General features: G+C 64.3%; 17 protein-coding genes and 2 pseudogenes. 6 read left to right on the top strand and 13 right to left on the bottom strand.

Annotated elements, in window-relative coordinates; genetic code table 11:
• Positions 1 to 260: 260 nt before the first annotated feature.
• The 6 genes from AB3X89_RS12125 to AB3X89_RS12100 all read right to left on the bottom strand — a co-directional run bounded on the left by AB3X89_RS12125 (position 261) and on the right by AB3X89_RS12100 (position 5,918).
• A complete protein-coding gene (locus AB3X89_RS12125; protein ID WP_368583482.1) occupies positions 261 to 1,598 on the bottom strand; it encodes an MFS transporter in 1,338 nt (445 codons plus the stop codon).
• 76 nt (positions 1,599 to 1,674) lie between these two features.
• A complete protein-coding gene (locus tag AB3X89_RS12120) occupies positions 1,675 to 2,640 on the bottom strand; it encodes a hydroxymethylglutaryl-CoA lyase (protein WP_368583481.1) in 966 nt (321 codons plus the stop codon).
• Positions 2,637 to 3,830 carry a CaiB/BaiF CoA transferase family protein gene (locus AB3X89_RS12115; protein WP_368583480.1) on the bottom strand — a complete coding sequence of 398 codons (1,194 nt, stop codon included), beginning with the start codon at positions 3,828 to 3,830 and terminating at the stop codon, positions 2,637 to 2,639. Before AB3X89_RS12115 ends, AB3X89_RS12120 begins: the two co-directional genes overlap by 4 nt.
• Positions 3,831 to 3,934: 104 nt before the next feature.
• Positions 3,935 to 4,924 (bottom strand): LysR family transcriptional regulator, encoded by a 990-nt coding sequence (locus tag AB3X89_RS12110; RefSeq protein ID WP_368583479.1) that lies wholly within the window; start codon positions 4,922 to 4,924, stop codon positions 3,935 to 3,937.
• A gap of 21 nt (positions 4,925 to 4,945) precedes the next feature.
• A complete protein-coding gene (locus tag AB3X89_RS12105; RefSeq protein ID WP_368583478.1) occupies positions 4,946 to 5,209 on the bottom strand; it encodes a YlcI/YnfO family protein in 264 nt (87 codons plus the stop codon).
• A 67-nt stretch (positions 5,210 to 5,276) separates the two neighbouring features.
• Entirely contained in the window at positions 5,277 to 5,918 is a 642-nt protein-coding gene (locus AB3X89_RS12100) for an HD domain-containing protein (RefSeq protein WP_368583477.1), read from the bottom strand.
• A 257-nt stretch (positions 5,919 to 6,175) separates the two neighbouring features.
• On the opposite strand from AB3X89_RS12100, the gene AB3X89_RS12095 reads away from it, so the two are divergent.
• The 4 genes from AB3X89_RS12095 (at position 6,176) to AB3X89_RS12080 (ending at position 11,769) form a co-directional block, all read left to right on the top strand.
• Positions 6,176 to 7,138, top strand: a complete 963-nt coding sequence (locus AB3X89_RS12095) for a GlxA family transcriptional regulator (RefSeq protein ID WP_368583476.1) — start codon at positions 6,176 to 6,178, stop codon at positions 7,136 to 7,138.
• A gap of 53 nt (positions 7,139 to 7,191) precedes the next feature.
• Positions 7,192 to 7,950, top strand: coding sequence for an SDR family oxidoreductase (locus AB3X89_RS12090; RefSeq protein WP_368583475.1), 759 nt, complete (start codon positions 7,192 to 7,194; stop codon positions 7,948 to 7,950).
• Positions 7,951 to 8,860: 910 nt separating this feature from the next.
• Complete coding sequence (locus AB3X89_RS12085) at positions 8,861 to 9,241, top strand: BON domain-containing protein (RefSeq protein WP_368583474.1); 381 nt, start codon at positions 8,861 to 8,863, stop codon at positions 9,239 to 9,241.
• A gap of 878 nt (positions 9,242 to 10,119) precedes the next feature.
• Positions 10,120 to 11,769 (top strand): NRAMP family divalent metal transporter, encoded by a 1,650-nt coding sequence (locus AB3X89_RS12080; protein WP_368583473.1) that lies wholly within the window; start codon positions 10,120 to 10,122, stop codon positions 11,767 to 11,769.
• A 119-nt stretch (positions 11,770 to 11,888) separates the two neighbouring features.
• Here the strand turns inward: AB3X89_RS12080 and hpaC are convergent, their stop codons facing one another.
• Positions 11,889 to 12,425 (bottom strand): 4-hydroxyphenylacetate 3-monooxygenase, reductase component, encoded by a 537-nt coding sequence (hpaC, locus tag AB3X89_RS12075; RefSeq protein ID WP_368583472.1) that lies wholly within the window; start codon positions 12,423 to 12,425, stop codon positions 11,889 to 11,891.
• A gap of 221 nt (positions 12,426 to 12,646) precedes the next feature.
• On the opposite strand from hpaC, the pseudogene AB3X89_RS12070 reads away from it, so the two are divergent.
• A pseudogene (locus AB3X89_RS12070) lies at positions 12,647 to 12,811 on the top strand (DNA-binding response regulator); the annotation flags it as partial.
• Here AB3X89_RS12070 and AB3X89_RS12065 read toward each other — a convergent pair.
• From AB3X89_RS12065 to AB3X89_RS12050, 4 genes and pseudogenes are all read right to left on the bottom strand, one after another.
• Positions 12,811 to 13,328, bottom strand: a pseudogene (locus AB3X89_RS12065) (MFS transporter); the annotation flags it as partial. The pseudogenes AB3X89_RS12070 and AB3X89_RS12065 sit on opposite strands and share 1 nt — an antisense overlap.
• A gap of 658 nt (positions 13,329 to 13,986) precedes the next feature.
• A complete protein-coding gene (locus AB3X89_RS12060; protein ID WP_152852699.1) occupies positions 13,987 to 14,502 on the bottom strand; it encodes a hypothetical protein in 516 nt (171 codons plus the stop codon).
• Positions 14,503 to 14,749: 247 nt separating this feature from the next.
• Positions 14,750 to 15,229, bottom strand: a complete 480-nt coding sequence (locus AB3X89_RS12055) for a DUF1348 family protein (protein ID WP_368583471.1) — start codon at positions 15,227 to 15,229, stop codon at positions 14,750 to 14,752.
• Between the two features lie 9 nt (positions 15,230 to 15,238).
• Positions 15,239 to 15,910 (bottom strand): TetR/AcrR family transcriptional regulator, encoded by a 672-nt coding sequence (locus tag AB3X89_RS12050; RefSeq protein WP_368583470.1) that lies wholly within the window; start codon positions 15,908 to 15,910, stop codon positions 15,239 to 15,241.
• 122 nt (positions 15,911 to 16,032) lie between these two features.
• Here AB3X89_RS12050 and AB3X89_RS12045 point away from each other — a divergent pair, with 122 nt between their 5' ends.
• Entirely contained in the window at positions 16,033 to 16,683 is a 651-nt protein-coding gene (locus tag AB3X89_RS12045) for a YceI family protein (protein ID WP_368583469.1), read from the top strand.
• A gap of 41 nt (positions 16,684 to 16,724) precedes the next feature.
• Here the strand turns inward: AB3X89_RS12045 and tdh are convergent, their stop codons facing one another.
• Positions 16,725 to 17,756, bottom strand: coding sequence for an L-threonine 3-dehydrogenase (gene tdh, locus AB3X89_RS12040; protein ID WP_176378814.1), 1,032 nt, complete (start codon positions 17,754 to 17,756; stop codon positions 16,725 to 16,727).
• A 28-nt stretch (positions 17,757 to 17,784) separates the two neighbouring features.
• Positions 17,785 to 18,990 (bottom strand): glycine C-acetyltransferase, encoded by a 1,206-nt coding sequence (locus tag AB3X89_RS12035; RefSeq protein ID WP_368583468.1) that lies wholly within the window; start codon positions 18,988 to 18,990, stop codon positions 17,785 to 17,787.
• Positions 18,991 to 19,046 lie beyond the last annotated feature (56 nt).

Here is a 19,046-nt window from a genome sequence, read left to right as displayed (position 1 = left end):
CGCGCGCGGTGCACGCGTAGGCAGCGAGCGTCGCTACGGAGTCCGTGATAGCGGCGAGCGCGCTTGGCAAGGATGCCGTATCAGTCGGACCAACCTCGAAGACCAGTTGTCCACATAATTTGGGAACAAGCTTGTGGACAACCTGCGCACAGGCCTGCCAAGTGATTGATGCGGCAGGCCTATCGTTCGCGGATGCGGGAGCGGGCAGCGGCGCGGCAGGTCGCCTGATGCAAGCGAACGACCGCGCCCTGCACATAGATTTACTGCGTCGTTTCACGGCTGCGCAGCGACTCCGGCAGCCCATACAGCACGATCAACGCGCACACCACGCTCATCGCACCGATCACATACAGCGCCGGCGTCGTGCTGCCGGTCAGATCCTTCACACGGCCCACCATCACCGGGCTCACGATCCCGCCGAGTTGTCCGAGCGTGTTGATCAACGCGATACCGCCCGCGGCGCCCGCGCCCGCGCCCGTCAGCAGCTTGGGCGGCAGCGCCCAGAATGCCGGAATCGATGCGACCACGCCCGCGCCCATCACCGCAAGCGCGACCACCAGCAAGGCGGTCTGTTTGTCGAAGTAGCCCGCGGCGAAGAAGCCGAGCGCCGACATCAACAGCAGCCCGAACACGAACTTGCGCCGCTCGCCGGTCGCGTCCGACAGGCGCCCGACCACCACCATGCAGATCGCGCCGCACACATAAGGCACCGCCGTCAGCAGGCCGACCACGGTGGGATTCTTCGTACCCGCCACGTGAATCAGATGCGGAGCCCAGAAATTCAGACCGTACGACGCGATCTGAATCAGGAAGTACACGAGCCCGAGGGTCAGGAAGCCCGGCGTTTTCAGCGCGCCCAGCAGCGAATGGCCGGTCGGCGCCGGGCGGCTTTGCTGCGCGATCTGCCCGGCGAGCAAGCTCTTCTCCGCCGACGACAGCCAGCCCGCATCGTCGATGCGATCCTTCAGCAGCTTCAGCACCAGCAGGCCGAGCGCCACACACGGCAAGCCGCCGAGCAGGAACAGCCAGTGCCAGCCTGGCATGCCGAGCACGCCGTCCATATGGCCGATCACGAGCCCCGCGAGCGGCGCACCGACCAGCCCCGAGAACGCCGACGCGAGAAACAGCATCGACGTGATGCGGCCGCGATATTCGGTCGGAAACCACAGCGTCAGGTAGTACAGCACGCCGGGCGCGAAGCCCGCCTCCATCGCGCCGATCACGAAGCGCAGCCCGTAGAACTGCCATTCGTTGTTGACGAACACCATCGCCGCGGTCGCGAGTCCCCACGAAATCATGATCCGCGCGATCCAGCGTCGCGCGCCGACCTTGTACAGGAACAGATTGCTGGGCACCTCGAACAGCACGTAGCCGATCACGAACAGACTCGCGCCGAGACCGTACGCGGTATCGGACAAGCCCAGATCGCTTTGCAACTGGAACTTCGCGAAGCTGATATTGATGCGGTCGAAGAACGCGAACAGATAGCAGATCATGATGAGCGGCATCAGCCGCCACGCGACTTTGCGGACGATCGCCGCGAGATCGTCCGCGCCATGTTCGCGGGTAGTGCCCGCCACTGCGCCCAGGTCACTCATGCTTGTCTCCAATGCCGGATTCGGCGGTGCCGTCCGGTCGTTTGATCGGTTGAGGGGTTGTTTGTCGGGGTTCGGTTCAGATCTGCCGAACGTAGTCGGGCGCCGGATGCAAATCGCAATTGCGGCCTGCCTTGGCGACTTGCCCCGGCACGTCGTGGCCGAGCAATGCAGGCAAGCCGCGCGACAGCGCGAGCAGCTTCGGCAGATCGATCCCGGTCGGAATGCCCATTTCGTCGCACAGGTTCACGAGGTCTTCGGTGCAGATGTTGCCTGAGGCGCCCGGCGCGAACGGGCAGCCGCCGAGGCCGCCGAGCGCCGCATCGAAGCGGCGCGCGCCGGATTCATACGCGGCAAGCACGTTGGCGAGACCGAGACCGCGCGTGTTATGGAAGTGCAGCGTGAGCGCCGTGGCCGGCAGGGTTTCGAGCACTCGCGCGACGAGCCGCGCGACTTGACGCGGGTTCGCCATGCCGGTCGTATCGGCGAGCGTGATGCCTTCGATGCCCATCTCGCGATATGCGTCGACGATGCCGATCACGCGGTCTTCGTCGATGCGGCCTTCGAACGGACAGCCGAACGCGGTCGCCACTGTCGCATTGAGCCGCACGCCCGCGGCCAGCGCGCGACGCACGATATCGTCGAACGCCGCGAGCGACGACTCGCAGCTCATGCGCATGTTCGCGCGGTTATGCGTCTGGCTCGCCGACATCACGAGGTTCAGTTCGTCGGCGCGCGCGGACAACGCGCGCTCGGCGCCCCTCAGGTTCGGCACCAGCGCGACGTAGATCACGCCGGGTTGCCGCTCGATCTGCTGGAACACCGCCTCGCCGTCGCGCAACGCCGGAATCGCCTTCGGCGACACGAACGAGCCCGCTTCGATACGCGTGAATCCGCATGTGGATAGCCCGTTGATCAGCGCGATCTTGTCGGCGGTTTCGACCCAGGTGGGTTCGATCTGCAGGCCATCGCGCGGGGCGACTTCCTGCACGATCAGTCGGTCGAATGACGCGCCCTCGCGCGTGGAAAAGATCATGGAATTCATTGCACCGCTCCCTCGCGACGAAGCCGCTCGATGTCTTCGCTCGCGAATCCAAGCTCGCTGAGCACGCTGCTGGTGTGTTCACCGAGCGTCGGTCCTTGCCAGCGCACTTCGCCCGGCGTGTCCGACAGCTTCGGCACGATGCCCGGCATCTTCACCGACGCGCCGCCCGGCAATTGCGCCTGCAGCAACATGTCGCGCGCCTGGTAATGCGGATCGGCGACGATGTCGGCCACCGAATAGATGCGGCCCGCCGGCACTGCGGCGCGTTCGAGCGCGGCCAGCACGTCTTCGGTCGCGTGATGCGAGGTCCACTCGGTGATCGCCTGATCGAGCATCGCGACCTGCTTCACGCGGCCGTCGTTGTGCGCGAGCGCGGGATCGTCCGCGAGATCGGCGCGGCCGATCAGATGCATCAGCCGCTTGAAGATCGGATCGCTGTTGCCCGCGATCACGACATAGCCGTCGTCCTCGGTGCGATAGGTGTTCGAAGGGGCGATGCCCGGCAGCGCGCCGCCGCTGCGCTCGCGCACATGGCCGAGCAGGTCGTATTCGGGCACGAGGCTTTCCATCAGATTGAACACGCTCTCGACCAGCGACACGTCGACCACCTGGCCTTCGCCCTGCCCCGTCTTCACGCGCAGCAGCGACATCAGCGCGCCGATCACGCCGTGCAGCGACGCGAGTGAATCGCCGAGACTCACGCCGACGCGCGCCGGTGCGCCGTCCACTTCACCGGTCGTGTAACGGATGCCGCCCATCGCTTCGCCGATCGCACCGAAGCCTGGCCGGTCACGATACGGGCCGGACTGGCCGTAGCCGGAAATGCGCACCATCGTCAGTTTCGGGTTCAGCGCGTGCAGCACGTCCCAGCCGAGGCCGAGCTTTTCGAGCGCACCGGGACGCAGATTTTCGATGACGACGTCGGCATCGGCGGCAAGGCGCTTGACGATCTCGACGCCATCGGCCGATTTCAGATTCACGCAGACGGACTTCTTGTTGCGCGACTGCAGATACCACCACAGCGACGTGCCTTCATGCAGCTTGCGCCATTTCCGAAGGGGGTCGCCGGTTTCGGGCGCTTCGATCTTGATCACATCGGCGCCGAACTCGGCCATCAGTCGCGCTGCGAACGGCGCGGCAATGAGCGTGCCGATCTCGACGACGCGAATACCCTGCAGTGGTCCACCCATGTTGCTGTCTCCGAACTCGTTTCGTATTGGGAGACAGCTTAGAAGCGGCGTGGTGGCGGCGTCCAACCGCAATTCGCCAACGATCGTTCGCGAACGGCGAACGCTCAGCGGCGGCTGCGGGAGCGGCGCGGTGGTTCGGTGGTGATCGGAGCGGGTTCGGGTTGAGCGTCCGCTGCCGTTTCGCGCGCTTCGACCGTGCGCAGATGATCGAACAGCAGCCGGCTCACCGGCGACAACGCATCGACGTCACGCACGACGAGCACGAGGCTGCGCTCGGCCCAATCGTCGTCGAGCGCCGTGCCGACGAGGCCGAGCGGGCGGCCCATCAGCTGATACACCTTCTGCGGCAGCACACCGACGCCCATGCCGGCTTGCACCATCCGACAGACCGCATCGAAACCCGGCACGTGGATGCGCAGCCGTAGCGGCTTGCCGGCCTGACGCGCGGCGAGGTGCGTACGCGCGTTGATCGAGCTCGCCGAATGCAGGCCGACGTGATCGCCATCGAGCGTTTCGGCGAACGCGATGCTCGCGCGTGCCGCGAGCGGATGATCGTCGCGCATCACGATCACGAGCGAATCGCGCCGGTAGTGTTCGACGTGCAGCTCGCGCGTATCGGCGTCGCCGGAACAGATGCCGAGATCGGCGAGGCTTTCGTCGACGGCCTTGACGACGCCGCCGCTCGGCCGCTCCTCGAGATCGACCTTCACGCGCTCGTGCAGCGACTGGAACGCGCGCAGATCTTCGGGCAGAAATTCGACGATCGCCGACAGGTTCGCCATCATCCGCACATAGCCGAGCACGCCGCTAGCATGGCCGGCCAGTTCGATGCCGATGCTCTCGATGTCGCGCAGCACCCGGCGCGCGTGATGCAGCAGCGTTTCGCCGGCCGGCGTCAGCGTCATGCCGCGCGCGTTGCGCTGGAACAGCGACGCGCCGACCGCCTGTTCGAGTTCGACCAGCCGCTTGCTGGCGGCGGACACTGCGATCGCCTCGCGCTCAGCGGCACGCGTTAGCGTGCCCTCTTCGAACACGGCGAGAAAGAGCTGCAGCGTGGTGAGGTCGAGTTTGCGAAGAAGGTTTTTGATGACCATGGGGCGGCGACGGAAGTTCGATCAGTGATAATGATCCTCTAGCTGATGGCGCACCGCCAGCACGGTCACGGTTTGGCTGTCGTCGCCTTCGCGCGGGACCTGGGCTTTTGCTTCGCCGAGCCGCCTTTCGAGGCCGGCGAGCACGTCGTCGGCCGACACGTAGTCTCCGGTTTGCTTCGCTTCAGCAGGCGAACTGGCCAGGCTTTCGCCTTCCTGCAGCACGTCCTCGGCCGCGGCCCGCAGTTCGGGCTCGACCCGCACCGACGGGAAAGTAGCGCTTTTCATCGTTCACTCCATGCATCGCATCTGCGATGCATCATTGCGCTACCTCATTTCTGCCGCAAGCAGGCGTTCACGACTTCCACGCCGAACCCAGAATCATCGTGCAGAAATTCTCGCGATGATAATGCGGGTCTTTCAGCGAGAGCACGTCGGCCTTCACGTTGCCGAACGTCGTGTGCGGCTTGTGGATCGTGCCGTGCGTGAACGCATCGATGATGCCTTCCTTGAAGTGCGGGCCGCGAGGATGCGCGTGCGTGACTTCCTCGCGCTGCTGCTCGCTGAATTCGTCGTAGGCGAGGCCAAGCACATCCATTTCGACGCCCGCGGTGACGAGCGCGATCACCGGCTTCATATGCTGCGGGATGCCTGGCGTCGTGTGTAGCGCAATCGCGGTCCATACCTGCTCGATATCGTCTTCGCCGATCCGATGCCGCCGCAGGAAATCGCGCGCCGCGTTCGCGCTGTCCACTTCGAAGCGCTCGTGCTCGCTGCTATGCGGCGCGACGAGCCCCATGTCGTGAAACATTGCGCCGATGTACAGCAGCTCGGGGTCGTACTTCAACTGCTTGCGCTGCCCGGCCAGCGCGCCGAACAGAAACACGCGCCGCGAATGGTGATAGAGAAGCTCCGTTTCCGTGTCGCGGACGAGTTCGGTGGCTTCGCGCGCCATCATGCTGTCGGGAATCCGGATACCTGCGATCGTCGTAGCCATGCGACGTACTCCTTCGAATGCGAAAGTGAAAGTGATCAACGGGACGCGCGGCGCGGCTTCAAAGCGCGTTTTGGTATGCTGGTCCGCGCCGTGATGTGGATGCCTGTCGCCTGGGTGTGAGACCGCGCGTCCGACCAACCCAGTATTGGCTAGCGCGACGCCGCGAACAATCGCCGCGAGCCGTTGAACACTGCCAAACGCACAGCGTTGACTGCCGCGGCATGTCCTTCACATTCCCCGTCAAAGGAAGTCATTCGATGCCCACCGTCGCGATCGCGATTTTTCCAGGTGTGCAGGCACTCGACGTCGCGGGTCCCGTCGACGTGTTCTCTGAAGCGAACGGCTTCGTCGCGCCCGCGCAGCACTACGAGGTCAAGCTGCTGGCCGCCGACGCGGCGCCGTTGCGCGCGTCGAACGGCATGACGCTGGTGGCGGACGCGACCTTCGAGCAGGCGCGCGAACCGTTCGATCTCGCGCTCGTCGCCGGCGGCCCCGCTCTGCCGCACAACGAAGTGCCCGACGCGCGCCTGCTCGACTGGCTCGCTGACGTCGCGACGCGTTGCGACCGCTACGGCTCGATCTGCACCGGCGCATTCGCGCTCGGTCACGCGGGCCTGCTCGATGGACGGCATGTGACCACGCACTGGCAGCACGCGGCGCAACTCGCCGCGCAGTTTCCTCGCGCGCGGGTCGAGTTCGATCGCATTTATCTGCGCGACGGGCCGCTGGTCACGTCGGCGGGGGTGACGGCCGGCATCGATCTGTCGCTCGCGCTAGTGGCCGAGGATCATGGTCCGCATGCCGCGCTCGCGGTCGCCAAACGGCTCGTCGTGTTCGCGCAGCGGCAAGGCGGCCAGTCGCAATTCAGCCCCTATCTGACCGCGCCCGCCGACGACACCTCGCCCGCCGCGAAAGTCCAGGCGCACGTGATGGCGCGAATCCATGACAGCTTCACCGTCAAGCAACTCGCCAGCGTCGCGGGCATGAGCGCGCGTAACTTCGCGCGCGTGTTCGTGCAGGAAACCGGCGTAACGCCGCATGAATTCGTCGAACGCGCGCGCGTCGATGCGGCGCGCAAGCTGCTCGAAAGCAGCGCCGCGGCGCTGAAGACGATCGCCTACGATTGCGGCTTCGGCACCGCCGACCGCATGCGCATCGTGTTTACGAAGCGGCTTGGCGTGACGCCGATGCAGTATCGCGAGCGCTTTCGGTCGGCCTGAATACGGCGTGAGAAAATCGTCGATTCTGCAAGACAACGCTCACAAGGAACGACATGACCTCCTCTTCTCCAATTCGCGCGATCGTCACTGGCCATACGCGCGGCCTGGGCGCGGCGCTCGCTGAACAACTGCTCGCCCGCAACGTCACGGTGCTGGGTCTGTCGCGCTCGCGCAATGCGGCGCTAAAGGCGCGCTTTGCCGCGCAGCTCGAAGAGATCGAGCTGCCGCTCGCCGAACCTGCGCGAGTCGGGCAATGGATCGCCACCGACGCGCTGAGCAACTTCGTGCGCGGCGCGCAGACGGTGCTGCTGATCAACAATGCGGGCACGGTGGAACCGATTGGGCCCATCGAAGGGCAGAACGCGGCGGACGTCGCGGACGCGGTGAGCCTGAACGTCGCGACGCCGCTGATGCTCGCGAGCGCGCTCGCCGCCGCGGCCGCCGACGCAACAGATCGGCGCATCGTGCACATTTCGAGCGGCGCGGCGCGCAACGCGTATCCGGGCTGGAGCATCTACTGCGCGACCAAGGCCGCGCTCGATCATCACGCGCGCGCCGTCGCGCTCGACGCGACTCGCGCGCTGCGCATCTGCAGCCTCGCGCCGGGCGTGATCGATACGGACATGCAGGCGCAAATTCGCGGGAGCGGCGAAGAGCAATTCCCGATGCGCCAGCGCTTCGAAGACCTGAAGCGCAACGGCCAACTGTCGACGCCCGAGCAATCCGCGGCGCGGTTGATCGACTACGCGCTTAGCGATGCTTTCGGGCAGACGCCGGTCGCGGACATCCGCGATATCGCGAAATCGGCCTGAACGGGTGATCGCTGGCGAGTGCTGCCGCTCCCGAAAAGCCTCACCTTTGGCACGAAGTGGCGGTGAATCGGCGTCAGGTAGCGTCGCCAGTGCTCCCGAAAAGCCTCACCTTCGCGGTGAAAAGAGGGCTCGAGGAGGCATTTCAGCGCGCGCGGAGCGGCTCTTGCACGCCGCTCGCGAAAATCCTCACCTTTAATCGAACGCAGCCGGTTCGCGTCGCCGATGCGGGCCGCGTAAGCGGCAGATCGCCTGGACATTCAACGACTTACGTTACACAGCCGGCGAGCGGTCGACGCGATGGATGCAATGATTGGCGACTGCATGAAGCGGCTTTTGTACGCCGATAAGGCATGGGGCCGACAGATACGGCATCGACGGGTCCCGAATATCCTCACCTATCGCTGACAGGCAAAACGCGCGCATTGCCGCACGCCGCTTGCCGCGCGGTTTATTTCGCTTCTGGCACGGCCGGTTAGTTGCAAAAGACCCGCCCGCGGGCCACTCCCGAAAGTTCTCACCTTTCGCGTGCCGCACGCGCCGCCATCATTCGATCAGGCGCAACCAGTAACCGACGGGCGCCCTCGCCGGCTTCCTGCGATACGGCCTCACCGCATTGCGCGTCTGACGGGAACCATGTTTCCAAAGAAAACATTCGCAACTTGCCGCACCGTCGAGGCGACTCCCGAATACCCTCACCCTTAGTTTTGAAGTGCGCGTACAGGTGCGCATACTCTCACCTCGGCCGCTCCCGAATCTTCTCACCTATCGATATCGACGCGGCGCCGCAGAATATAATCGGAGCCGACGGTCGATTACTCGTCGCGAGGCGCCAGTGCGTTGCGTCGCCTCTTCCACGCTGGCAACACGCGGCTCGAACGGCAGTTCCTGACAAAGCGGCAAAGGAGGAAGAATGAAAACAAACGGCGCGAGAAAAATCCTCGGCGCAATGTTCGCGGTGGCCATCGCGACTTGCGCGACCTATGCGAACGCTCAGACGCGCGAGATGCCGAACAATGCGTCGATGCAAAGCCAGCCGGCCCCAGCGGCTTCGAACCGGAACGCTAACCGGTCCGACAGCGCGATCGTCCGCGACGTCCGCCGCGCGTTCACGCGTACCACGAATCTCAATTCGGCGAACATCCGTGTCGAATCGCGACACGGCATCGTTACGCTGAGCGGCACCGTGCCGCGGCAATCGCAAATCGGGCAAGCCGGCAACGCGGCGCGATCGGTTCGCGGCGTCAGAAGCGTGCATAACCCGCTGACCGTGCGACGGCGCGCCAATCAGTAAGCATGTGTAGCGGCATCGGCCGGATGGATCGATGCCGCCTGTTCGACCTTTCCCCCTCTATCGGCCTCGACCCGCAAGTCGTTCACGGTGCGCGTCGTTGTGCGCCGCACATTTTCTCCGCTCTGCTTAAGAAACAGGTTGACCTCGGCGGAAAGCGAACCCTAGAATTCAAGAATCATCATCAATGGGGCTCACGCCTTGGACACCTGCAGTAGCCGACTTTCGAACAGTTTCGCTGCCTGACCGGCAGGACGTCCGCGCTCTCTTCATCAGCCGCCGTCTTGCCAGCAGGCAGACGGTGCGCGCCGCAGTCTCTTCCCGTGCACCTAACGTAACGTCGTATCCGCATGACAGGAACGCCGCGTTCAAACGCGTCCCTGCGTTGGTACGGCGCCGCATCGCGAGCCTCGTGCTTGCGGTCGCGTTTGCGCGCGCGTCAACGCAGTGCGCGTGAACGCGTGGATAAACACGTGTGTAGCAACGTGCGTAGCGAACGTATCAATCGCTCATACACGCCTCACACCAACAAGGAGTCGCCATGCCCGGCAGTGACAGTTATCCCTTATGCCGCTTCCCTGTTCTATTAACTGAGGAAAGCAAGTAGACCTCCACCGCCGCGCCCGGACATACGCGGCCTCCGTGTCTGCTGGCTTTCCACCAGCGCGTCGAAACCGGCGCACGGAGATACCCAATGCAATTCGGCCTGCTTCTTTCGAAGTTCCCGCGCGTACAGGAATCGCGCGCGTTTTACGACGCTCTGCTCGTGTTGCACCCGCGCGAATCGCGTCCGTTTATCGCCTTCTGCCGTCGCGTGATGTCGCGCGTGGCATAGCGTTTCGCGATCCGGCCTCCGACAAATACAACCAGGAGAGAACGACATGTCTACTCCGACGAACTTTTCCTCCGCGCGCAGCGCCGTGCTCGATTCGGCACACGTAGGCGATATCAAGGGCGCGCTCGGCACGATCGCTCACCATGACATCGCGCCGCGCACCAGTTGGTGGGCGCGCCTGCGCACGCTGCTCGCGATCCTCGGCCCCGGTCTGATCGTGATGGTCGGCGACAACGACGCGGGCGCATTCGGCATCTACACGCAGGCAGGCCAGAACTACGGCACCACATTGCTGTGGACCATGCTGTTGCTGGTTCCAGTGCTGTTCGTCAATCAGGAGATGGTGCTACGGCTCGGCGCGGTCACGGGCGTGGGCCACGCGCGGCTTATTTTCGAGCGCTTCGGCAAGTTCTGGGGCGCGTTCAGCGTCGTCGATCTGTTCCTGCTGAACGCGCTGACCATCGTGACGGAATTCATCGGCATCACGTTCGTGCTCGACTTCTTCGGCGTCTCGAAGATCGCGGGCGTGTGCATCGCCGCGGCGCTGACGATGGCCGCCGTCAGCACCGGCGACTTCCGCCGCTTCGAACGTTTCGCGGTCGCGCTGTGCGTGTTGAGCCTGCTGCTGGTGCCGGTGCTCGTGTCGATTCATCCGCCGGTCGGCCAGATCGCGCGCGACTTCTTCATTCCGAACTGGCCCGCGCATTCGAAGCTGTCCGACGTGATGCTGCTCGTGATCGGCATCGTCGGAACGACGGTCGCTCCGTGGCAGCTGTTCTTTCAGCAGAGCTACGTGGTCGACAAGCGCATCACCCCGCGCTTCATGAACTATGAGAAAGCCGACCTGTGGATCGGCATCGTGTTCGTGCTGATCGGCGCGGTCGCGATGATCTCGTTCTGCGCGGCGCTGTTCGAAGGCCGCCCCGGGTTCGGCAACTTCACGGACGCGGGCGGTGTGATCGCCGGTCTCGAGAGATACGCGGGACGGACCTCGGCGGTGCTGTTCGCGATCGCGCTGTTCGACGCGTGCGTGATCGGCGCGGCGGCCGTGTCGCTATCGACCGCCTATGCGATCGGCGACGTGTTCAAGATCCGCCATTCGCTGCACCGTAGCGTGTCGGACGCGAAGGGCTTCTACGTCGTGTATTTCGCGATCGTCGCAGCCGCCGCGGCATTGGTGCTGATTCCGGGCAGTCCGCTCGGTCTCCTGACCGAAGCGGTGCAAACGCTCGCCGGCGTGCTGCTGCCGAGCGCGACCGTGTTCCTGCTGCTGCTGTGCAACGACCGCGCGGTGCTCGGTCCGTGGGCCAACTCGAAGAAGCTCAACCTGTTTACCGGCTCGGTGATCTGGGTGCTCGTGATGCTGTCGATCATCCTGACCGCGTCGGTAATATATCCGGACATCGCGGCGGAAACGATCATCGAAGTACTGGCGGGCGGCACGTTGCTCGCTGTCGTCGGGTATGCGGCGAGCATCGGACTTCGCAAACTCCGCGGCGAATCCGCCGCGGCCGAGCCGGCTCCGGGCTATACGAAAGAAGCGCGCAACTCGTGGCGTATGCCGCCGCTCGACGAACTGCCGCCGCCGCGTCTGACGCTCGCCAAACGCGTATGGATGGGCGTGCTGCGCGGCTATCTGTTGCTCGCGATCGCGCTCGTGATCGTCAAGGTTGTGCAGATGGCGTTGCTGAAGTAGTGCGAATGGTGAGTAGTTCCAGGAGGTCCGGGCAATGGTGAGGTTTTACGGGAGCCACGTCCGGAGCGACAACTCAAGAGCTGCCGGAGCCTGAGCGGTCCGGCAGCGCTTCGAAAAACTCATTGCCCCTTCCACGCCCTCGGCACCCGGTGAAAATCTCGGTCGAAGTAAATCAGACTGTCGCCATCGGCACGCACGCGGATCTGCGTGGTCTTCACGAACATCACCGAGTGCCAGCCGACTTCCTTCGCTTCGACGATCTTCCCCTGCAAGCTCGCGAGCGCGCCGCGCAGCACCGGCACGTCGTTTTCGCCCTGATCCCACACGGGAAGCTTGAAGCGATCCTCCATCGAAAGACTGGTCATGCCCGCAAAGTGACGCGCGATACTTTCGAGGCTCGCGGGCAGCACGTTGATACACACATCACGGTTTCCGACGAACACCGCGTGCATCGCGCTCGAGCGGTTCAGGCAGATCAGCAGCGTCGGCGGCGTATCGGTGACCGAGCACACCGCGCTCGCCGGGATGCCGCAGCAGCCGTGAGCACCCGCCGTGGTAATCACGTTGACCGCCGCGCCGAGGTGCGCCATCGCCTGTCTGAACTGCTGGCGGTTTTGATCGATCCCGGCATCAGCCTGTATTGCTTGGCTCGACATGTTGAAGTCACCTGTGTTCGTTTGCCAGTCATCGCAGGATGAATCGGTAGTGTTGGCGAGGTTTTGCGGCCGCTTGTCGGCCCGTTATCATGAAAGCCCTCTGACGATCATTCCCGCGTGCGATTTCCACGCACACGCCTGCCCATTCCAATGCCGCGAAGCGACCGCCCTCCCGTCACCGATGCCGCCCCATCGTCTATATCGTCGACGACGACAACGGCATGCGCACCTCGCTCGCGTGGCTGCTCGAATCGGTCGGCATCCAGTCGCAGGGCTTCGTCAGCGCGGCGGATTTCCTGCGCGCCTTCGACGTCAACGTGCCCGGCTGTCTCGTGCTCGACGTCCGCATGCCGGAGGTGAGCGGCTTCGACGTGCAGGAAAAACTGCCGCCGCCCACGCCGAGTTGGCTCCACGCCGCGAAATAGCCGCGTTTTTCGGGCGGAGCGTTCTCGCTGATCATCAGCACGCCACCGCCCCATTCGCCGCCCGATGCAATGCCTTGCAGCAGGCGCAATCCCGCGAGCGCCGCGGGAGCGGCCAGGCCGATGTGCTCATAGGTCGGCAACAGCCCGATGCCGAAGGTCGCAAAGCCCATGATCAGCAGCGTCCAGACGAGCGACGCACGGCGTCCATAGCGATCGCCGATATGCCCAAACACGATGCCGCCCAGCGGACGCGCGACGAAACCGATCGCAAATGCGGCAAACGCCCCGATTGTGCCGATCAGCGGGTCCGCGTGGGCGGGAAAGAACAGTTGCCCGAGTACGAGCGCGGCCGCGGTGCCGTACACAAAAAGTCGTACCACTCCATCGCGTTGCCGGCCACCGACGCAATGATGATTTTCCTGAGTGCGCGATCCGACTCTGCCGTGGCGGGCCCGGCCGCGATCGGGGAGGAAGACATGTCTGCTCGCATCTGAATTGGGGGGTTGCGGCCTTTCAGAAAAGGCTTCGCACGCTATGCAGTGTCAAGGCGGCAGATGGTCGCGTCAAATTAGCCGAAAAGCAGGGCAGGTATCAGTGCAGCTAAATTGCCCGGCGTGTCCCGGCATCACGTCGGGACGACATGGCTGCACGATTTGAGCGGCGATAAACGCGGTCGCGCGACCGGTGAGGAGTTCCAGGAGGTCGCACTACGGTGAGGATTTACGGGAACGATGGGCGGGATGTGCGACAGCTCACGCGGTGTGCGTCGGAACGGCGATGGGGAAGAGGCGCGTCGAAGCGCGCACAACGTGCTTCGCTGGCTTCAGCGTTGTGGCGAATAACGGCGTTTCGGAGCAGCCAGCGCGGAGCGCGTCAGCGCCCAGTGCGAGAAATGTAGGCTGGAATGCAGGGCAAAAAGTCGAAGCGAGCCTGCCAAGGTGAGATCTTCCAGGATGGTGAGGATTTCCAGGAGTCAGGAGAACGACGCGGGTTCGCAAAGGTGAGGAATTCCAGGAGATCGTCGCTGCATTCCCGGCCTCGCGCCCGCCGCAATGGCTCAATCCGGATGAAGCGGGAGCGTTTGGCTCCCGAAAAACCTCACCTTAGAGCCATCGCCCTCATTGCTTACCACTCCGTCAGAACTTCACCTTCACCTGAAAACCAATCGTAAAGGGCAGATTATCAGAGGGGATCGGTGGAACGACGATGAAGTTTGCACCGACGCGCTTGTATTCGAGCATCACGATCGGCGCGACCACCGGGCCGATCGTGTGATTGCTGCCGAGACCCCAGTTGCCGTAGTTATAGCCGGAGATGATCCCGCCGATCGCCGCGATCCGCACGATGCCCCAATGCGCGAACTCCGGCGCCCACACGGCGCCGCCATAGTAGGACGGCCGACGCAGCGAGTTGCGAAAGCCCCCGGCCGTGAGCGCCCACTGGTTGTTCAGCCAGCATTCGACGCCAAGCCCGGGGTTGAACTGCTCGAAGTGCGTATCGGGATCGGGATTGATGTGATACGAGCCGAGCATTGCGTCGACCCATACACCCCCGTCACACCAGCTCGCGTGTGCCGTGGAGACCGCCGCGAAGCTTGCGAAAAGCGCCACCGCGGCGCGCCGGATATTCTTGTTCATCTGCCTGAAGTGCATTTCTTCTCCGTCACCGGTCGAGCGCCGGTGTCATCGTGTTCTGGCGATCCGCGTGCCGCCCGACGCGCACTGTACCTGAAGGCGCGCCCAATGTTTAGGACTCGCTCGGCCCGGCCGGGCACGCGACGTGCCCCGCAGCAGGAACCGCCACGATAACGGAGAACCGATGGCGTCCTGATGAACACGCGGTGAAGAAGTTCGCGGCGCGCAGCGCGCGCGCCGTCGGCGATGAACGTGCTCGGAACCTCTACAGACCGAGATCGGACAGGCTGGGGTGATCGTCGGGCCGCCGGCCGAGCGGCCAGCGATACAACCGGTCGGCTTCGCGGATCGGCAGGTCATTGATGCTTGCGTGACGACGCGCCATCAGACCATGCTCGTTGAACTCCCAGTTCTCGTTGCCGTATGAGCGGAACCAGTTGTTCGAATCGTCATGCCATTCGTACGCGAAGCGCACCGCGATGCGGTTGTCGGTGAACGACCACAGTTCCTTGATCAGCCGATAGTCGAGCTCCTTCGCCCACTTGCGGCGCAGAAAGCCGACGATCTCCGCGCGGCCATGCACGAATTCGGCGCGGTTACGCCACACGCTATCCGCCGTGTACGCGAGCGAGACGCTCTCGGGTTCGCGCGTGTTCCACGCGTCTTCCGCGGCGCGCACTTTCTGGATCGCGGTGTCGCGCGTGAACGGCGGCAGCGGCGGGCGGGTTTCGATCGTATCGGCCATGATGGTTCCTCAGTCAGGTTGTGCGGTGCGCCGGGATGGCGGCCGTTTGAATGCGGCGGATTTGGCTGCCGCGTCGAGCAAGGTCTTGCCGATCGCCTGCGCGTCGAGCGCCGCAGCGGCTTCGCCGCCGACGAGCGCCACCGCGATCGCGCCGTCGAGCAGCACGAGCCATTGCCGCGCGAGGGGTGCTGCGCGCCGCGCGTCGATTTGCGCTTGCGCCGCGAACGCGTCGCATTCGGCGCGCACGAAATCGAGCAGACGTGCTTTGTGTTTGCGCGCGACGACGCGGATCGGATCGTCAGCCGATTCGATTTCGCCGGCCGCGTTCAGAAACGCGCAGCCATGAAAATCAGCCGATGCGAACCACTCGCGCAGCACGTCGAACATGCCGAGCAGGCGTTTGCGCGCCCCCTTGCCGCGCTGTTGCGTGCCGGCGATGAACCAGTTCATCCAGCGTTCATCGCGCCGTTCGAGCGCGGCCGTGATCAGCGCGTCTTTCGATTCGAAATGCGTGTAGAAGCTTTTGCGCGCGGTGCCGGACTGCCGCACGATCGCATCGACGCCTGTCGCATGGATGCCGCCGGCGTAAATGAGCGCCTCGGCCGCATCGAGCAGGCGTTCGCGCGCCGTGCCGGGCTGGGCCGCGTCGTTTTGGGCAGTCGGATTCGTATCGTGTGTCATCGGCAAAAGGTAGAACGATCATTCTCCGTCGTCAAGTTTTTCTTCGCGCTTCCGCGCGAAGGGTACGCTTGCTGCTATCTTGATGGAGATCGCTTGACCACTGCTCAACCGGAAGCGCTTCGATGAAACCATCCTCCGTTCGCACCGCATGGCTACGCGCGCTTCTCGGCGCAACGCTGCTGGGCGCGATGGCCTGCACGCCGATCCAGGTCCTCACGCATTCGGTCAGTCAGAACGAGGCGCGCGTGCCGCCAGGGCGCTACGACGTCGATCAGGACCATACGAGCATCACGTTCGATATCGACCACTTCAAATACACGCGCTTTACGATGCGTTTCAATCGCAAGCAGGGGGAACTCGACTGGAACGACGGCGGACTGGACCGCAGTTCGGCGTCGGTCGCGATCGACGCCGCGAGCATCGACACGAACGTGCCGCTGCTCGACAAGATGGTGAAAAGCGACAGCATGCTCGACGTCGCGCGCTATCCGCAGATCCGCTTTGCGAGCACCCGTTTCGAGCGCACCGGCGAAGCTCGCGGCACGCTGAGCGGCGACCTGACGATCCGCGGCGTCACGCAGCCGGTCACGCTCGACGTCACGTTCAACGGCTTCGCGCCCGATCCGCTGACCAAGAAAGACACGCTCGGTTTTTCCGCCGACGGTCATTTCAGCCGCGCGAAGTTCGGTCTGACGACCTGGTATCCGGCCGTCGGCGACGATGTTCACGTGCGCATCCAGGCCGAGTTCGTGAAAACGCCCGCAGGCGCGTAAGCGCGCTGCGGGCGTTGTCGTTCAGACGGTGAGGCGCCGGCTCAGGCAGCGGTCCAGTCAAGAATCACCTTGCCGCTCTCGCCGGAGAGCATCGTCGCGAAGGCTTCCTGATAGTCGTCGACCTTGAAATGGTGCGTGAGGATCGGCGAAAGATCGAGGCCGCTTTGCAGCATTGCGACCATCTTGTACCAGGTCTCGAACATCTCTCGCCCATAGATGCCCTTGATTTCGAGGCCCTTGAAGATCACCTGGGTCCAGTCGATCGCGGTTTGCGCGGGCGGAATGCCGAGCAGCGCGATCTTGCCGCCGTGGTTCATCGCTTCGAGCATGTCGGTAAACGCGCTCGGCACGCCCGACATTTCGAGGCCGACGTCGAAGCCCTCGGCCATGTGCAGATCGTGCATCACGTCGCGCAACGATTCGCGCGACACGTTCACCGCGCGCGTCGCGCCCATCTTGCGCGCGAGGTCGAGGCGATAGTCGTTGACGTCGGTGATCACGACGTTGCGCGCGCCGACGTGCTTCGCGATCGCGACCGCCATGATGCCGATCGGCCCCGCGCCGGTAATCAGCACGTCCTCGCCGACGAGGTTGAACGACAGCGCCGTATGCGTCGCGTTGCCGAACGGATCGAAGATCGCGGCCAGATCGTCGGAGATTTCGGGCGGAATCTTGAACGCGTTGAAGGCCGGAATCACCAGGTATTCGGCGAACGCGCCCTCGCGATTCACACCGACGCCGATGGTGTTGCGGCACAAATGCCGGCGCCCCGCGCGACAGTTGCGGCAGAATCCGCAGGTGATGTGTCCTTCGCCCGACACGCGATCGCCGATCGCAAAGCCGCGCACTTCCTGCCCCATCTCGACGATTTCGCCGACGTATTCATGGCCGACGTGCATCGGCACCGGAATCGTCTTTTGCGCCCAGTCGTCCCACTTCCAGATATGAATGTCGGTGCCGCAAATCGCGGTGCGCGTGATCCGGATCATCACGTCGTTATGGCCGACTTCGGGCTTCTTCACGTCGGTCAGCGTGAGGCCCGGCCCCCGTTCGAGTTTTGCCAATGCTTTCATCTGCTTCTCCGTTCCAATCACGCGGCGACTATGCCTGGATCACGCCGAGTTCGCGGCCGACTCGCGCGAATGCGTCGACAGCGCGATCGATCTGCTCCGGCGTATGCGCGGCGCTCATCTGCGTGCGGATGCGCGCGCGGCCTCGCGGCACCACCGGAAACGAAAAACCGATCACGTAGACGCCTTGCTTGAGCAGCGCATCGGCCATTTTTCCGGCGAGCTGCGCGTCGCCGAGCATCACCGGAATGATCGGATGTTCGCCCGGTACGAGCGTGAAGCCGAGCGCGCTCATCGCGCGGCGGAAATGCGCGCCGTTTTCGCGCACGCGTGCGCGCAGTTGCGCGCCTTCATCACTGGCGAGCAATTCGAGTACCTTGAGCGACGCCGCGGCGATGCTCGGCGTTAGCGTGTTCGAAAACAGGTATGGGCGCGAGCGCTGCCGCAGCAGTTCGACGATCTCCTTGCGCGCCGCGACATAGCCGCCCGATGCGCCGCCGAGCGCCTTGCCGAGCGTGCCGGTAATGATGTCGACGCGCGCCAGCACCCCGCAATGCTCGGGCGTGCCGCGGCCGTGTTCGCCAATGAAGCCGACCGCGTGCGAATCGTCGACCATCACCAGCGCGCCGTACCGGTCGGCCAGGTCGCAGATGCCGGCGAGGTTCGCGATGATGCCGTCCATCGAGAACACGCCGTCGGTCGCGATCAGCTTGAAGCGCGCGCCCGCCGCATCGGCTTCCTGCAGACGCGCTTCGAGATCGGCGAGGTCGTTGTTCCGGTAGCGAAAGCGCTTCGCCTTCGACAGCCGCACGCCGTCGATGATGCTCGCGTGATTCAGCTCGTCGCTGATGATCGCGTCGTTTTCGTCGAGCAGCGTTTCGAACAGGCCGCCGTTTGCGTCGAAGCAGCTCGAATAGAGAATGCAGTCGTCGGTTTGCAGGAACGCGGCGAGCGCCGCCTCGAGTTGCTTGTGCACGGTTTGCGTGCCGCAGATGAAGCGCACCGACGCCATGCCGAAGCCGTCGTTATCGAGGCCCTGCTTGGCGGCTTCGATCAGCCGCGCGTCGTCGGCGAGCCCTAGATAGTTGTTCGCGCAGAAGTTCAGCACATCGCTGCCGTCGGCGAGACGTACGTCGGCCGACTGCGGGCTCGCGATCACGCGCTCGCTCTTGTAGAAGCCGTCGGCGCGGATCTGGTCGAGGGTGCCGCGCAGATGGGCAAGGTATTGGTCACGCATGAACGGGACTCCTGAGGGTGACGGCGCCCGCGTTCGCATGGGAGCGCGAAGGGCGG

The sequence above is a fragment of the Paraburkholderia sp. BR14320 genome (assembly GCF_040948665.1).
GTDB lineage: Bacteria > Pseudomonadota > Gammaproteobacteria > Burkholderiales > Burkholderiaceae > Paraburkholderia > Paraburkholderia youngii.
The sequence above is the reverse complement of the archived record's forward strand: the minus strand, read 5'-3'. Positions and strand labels throughout refer to the sequence as shown.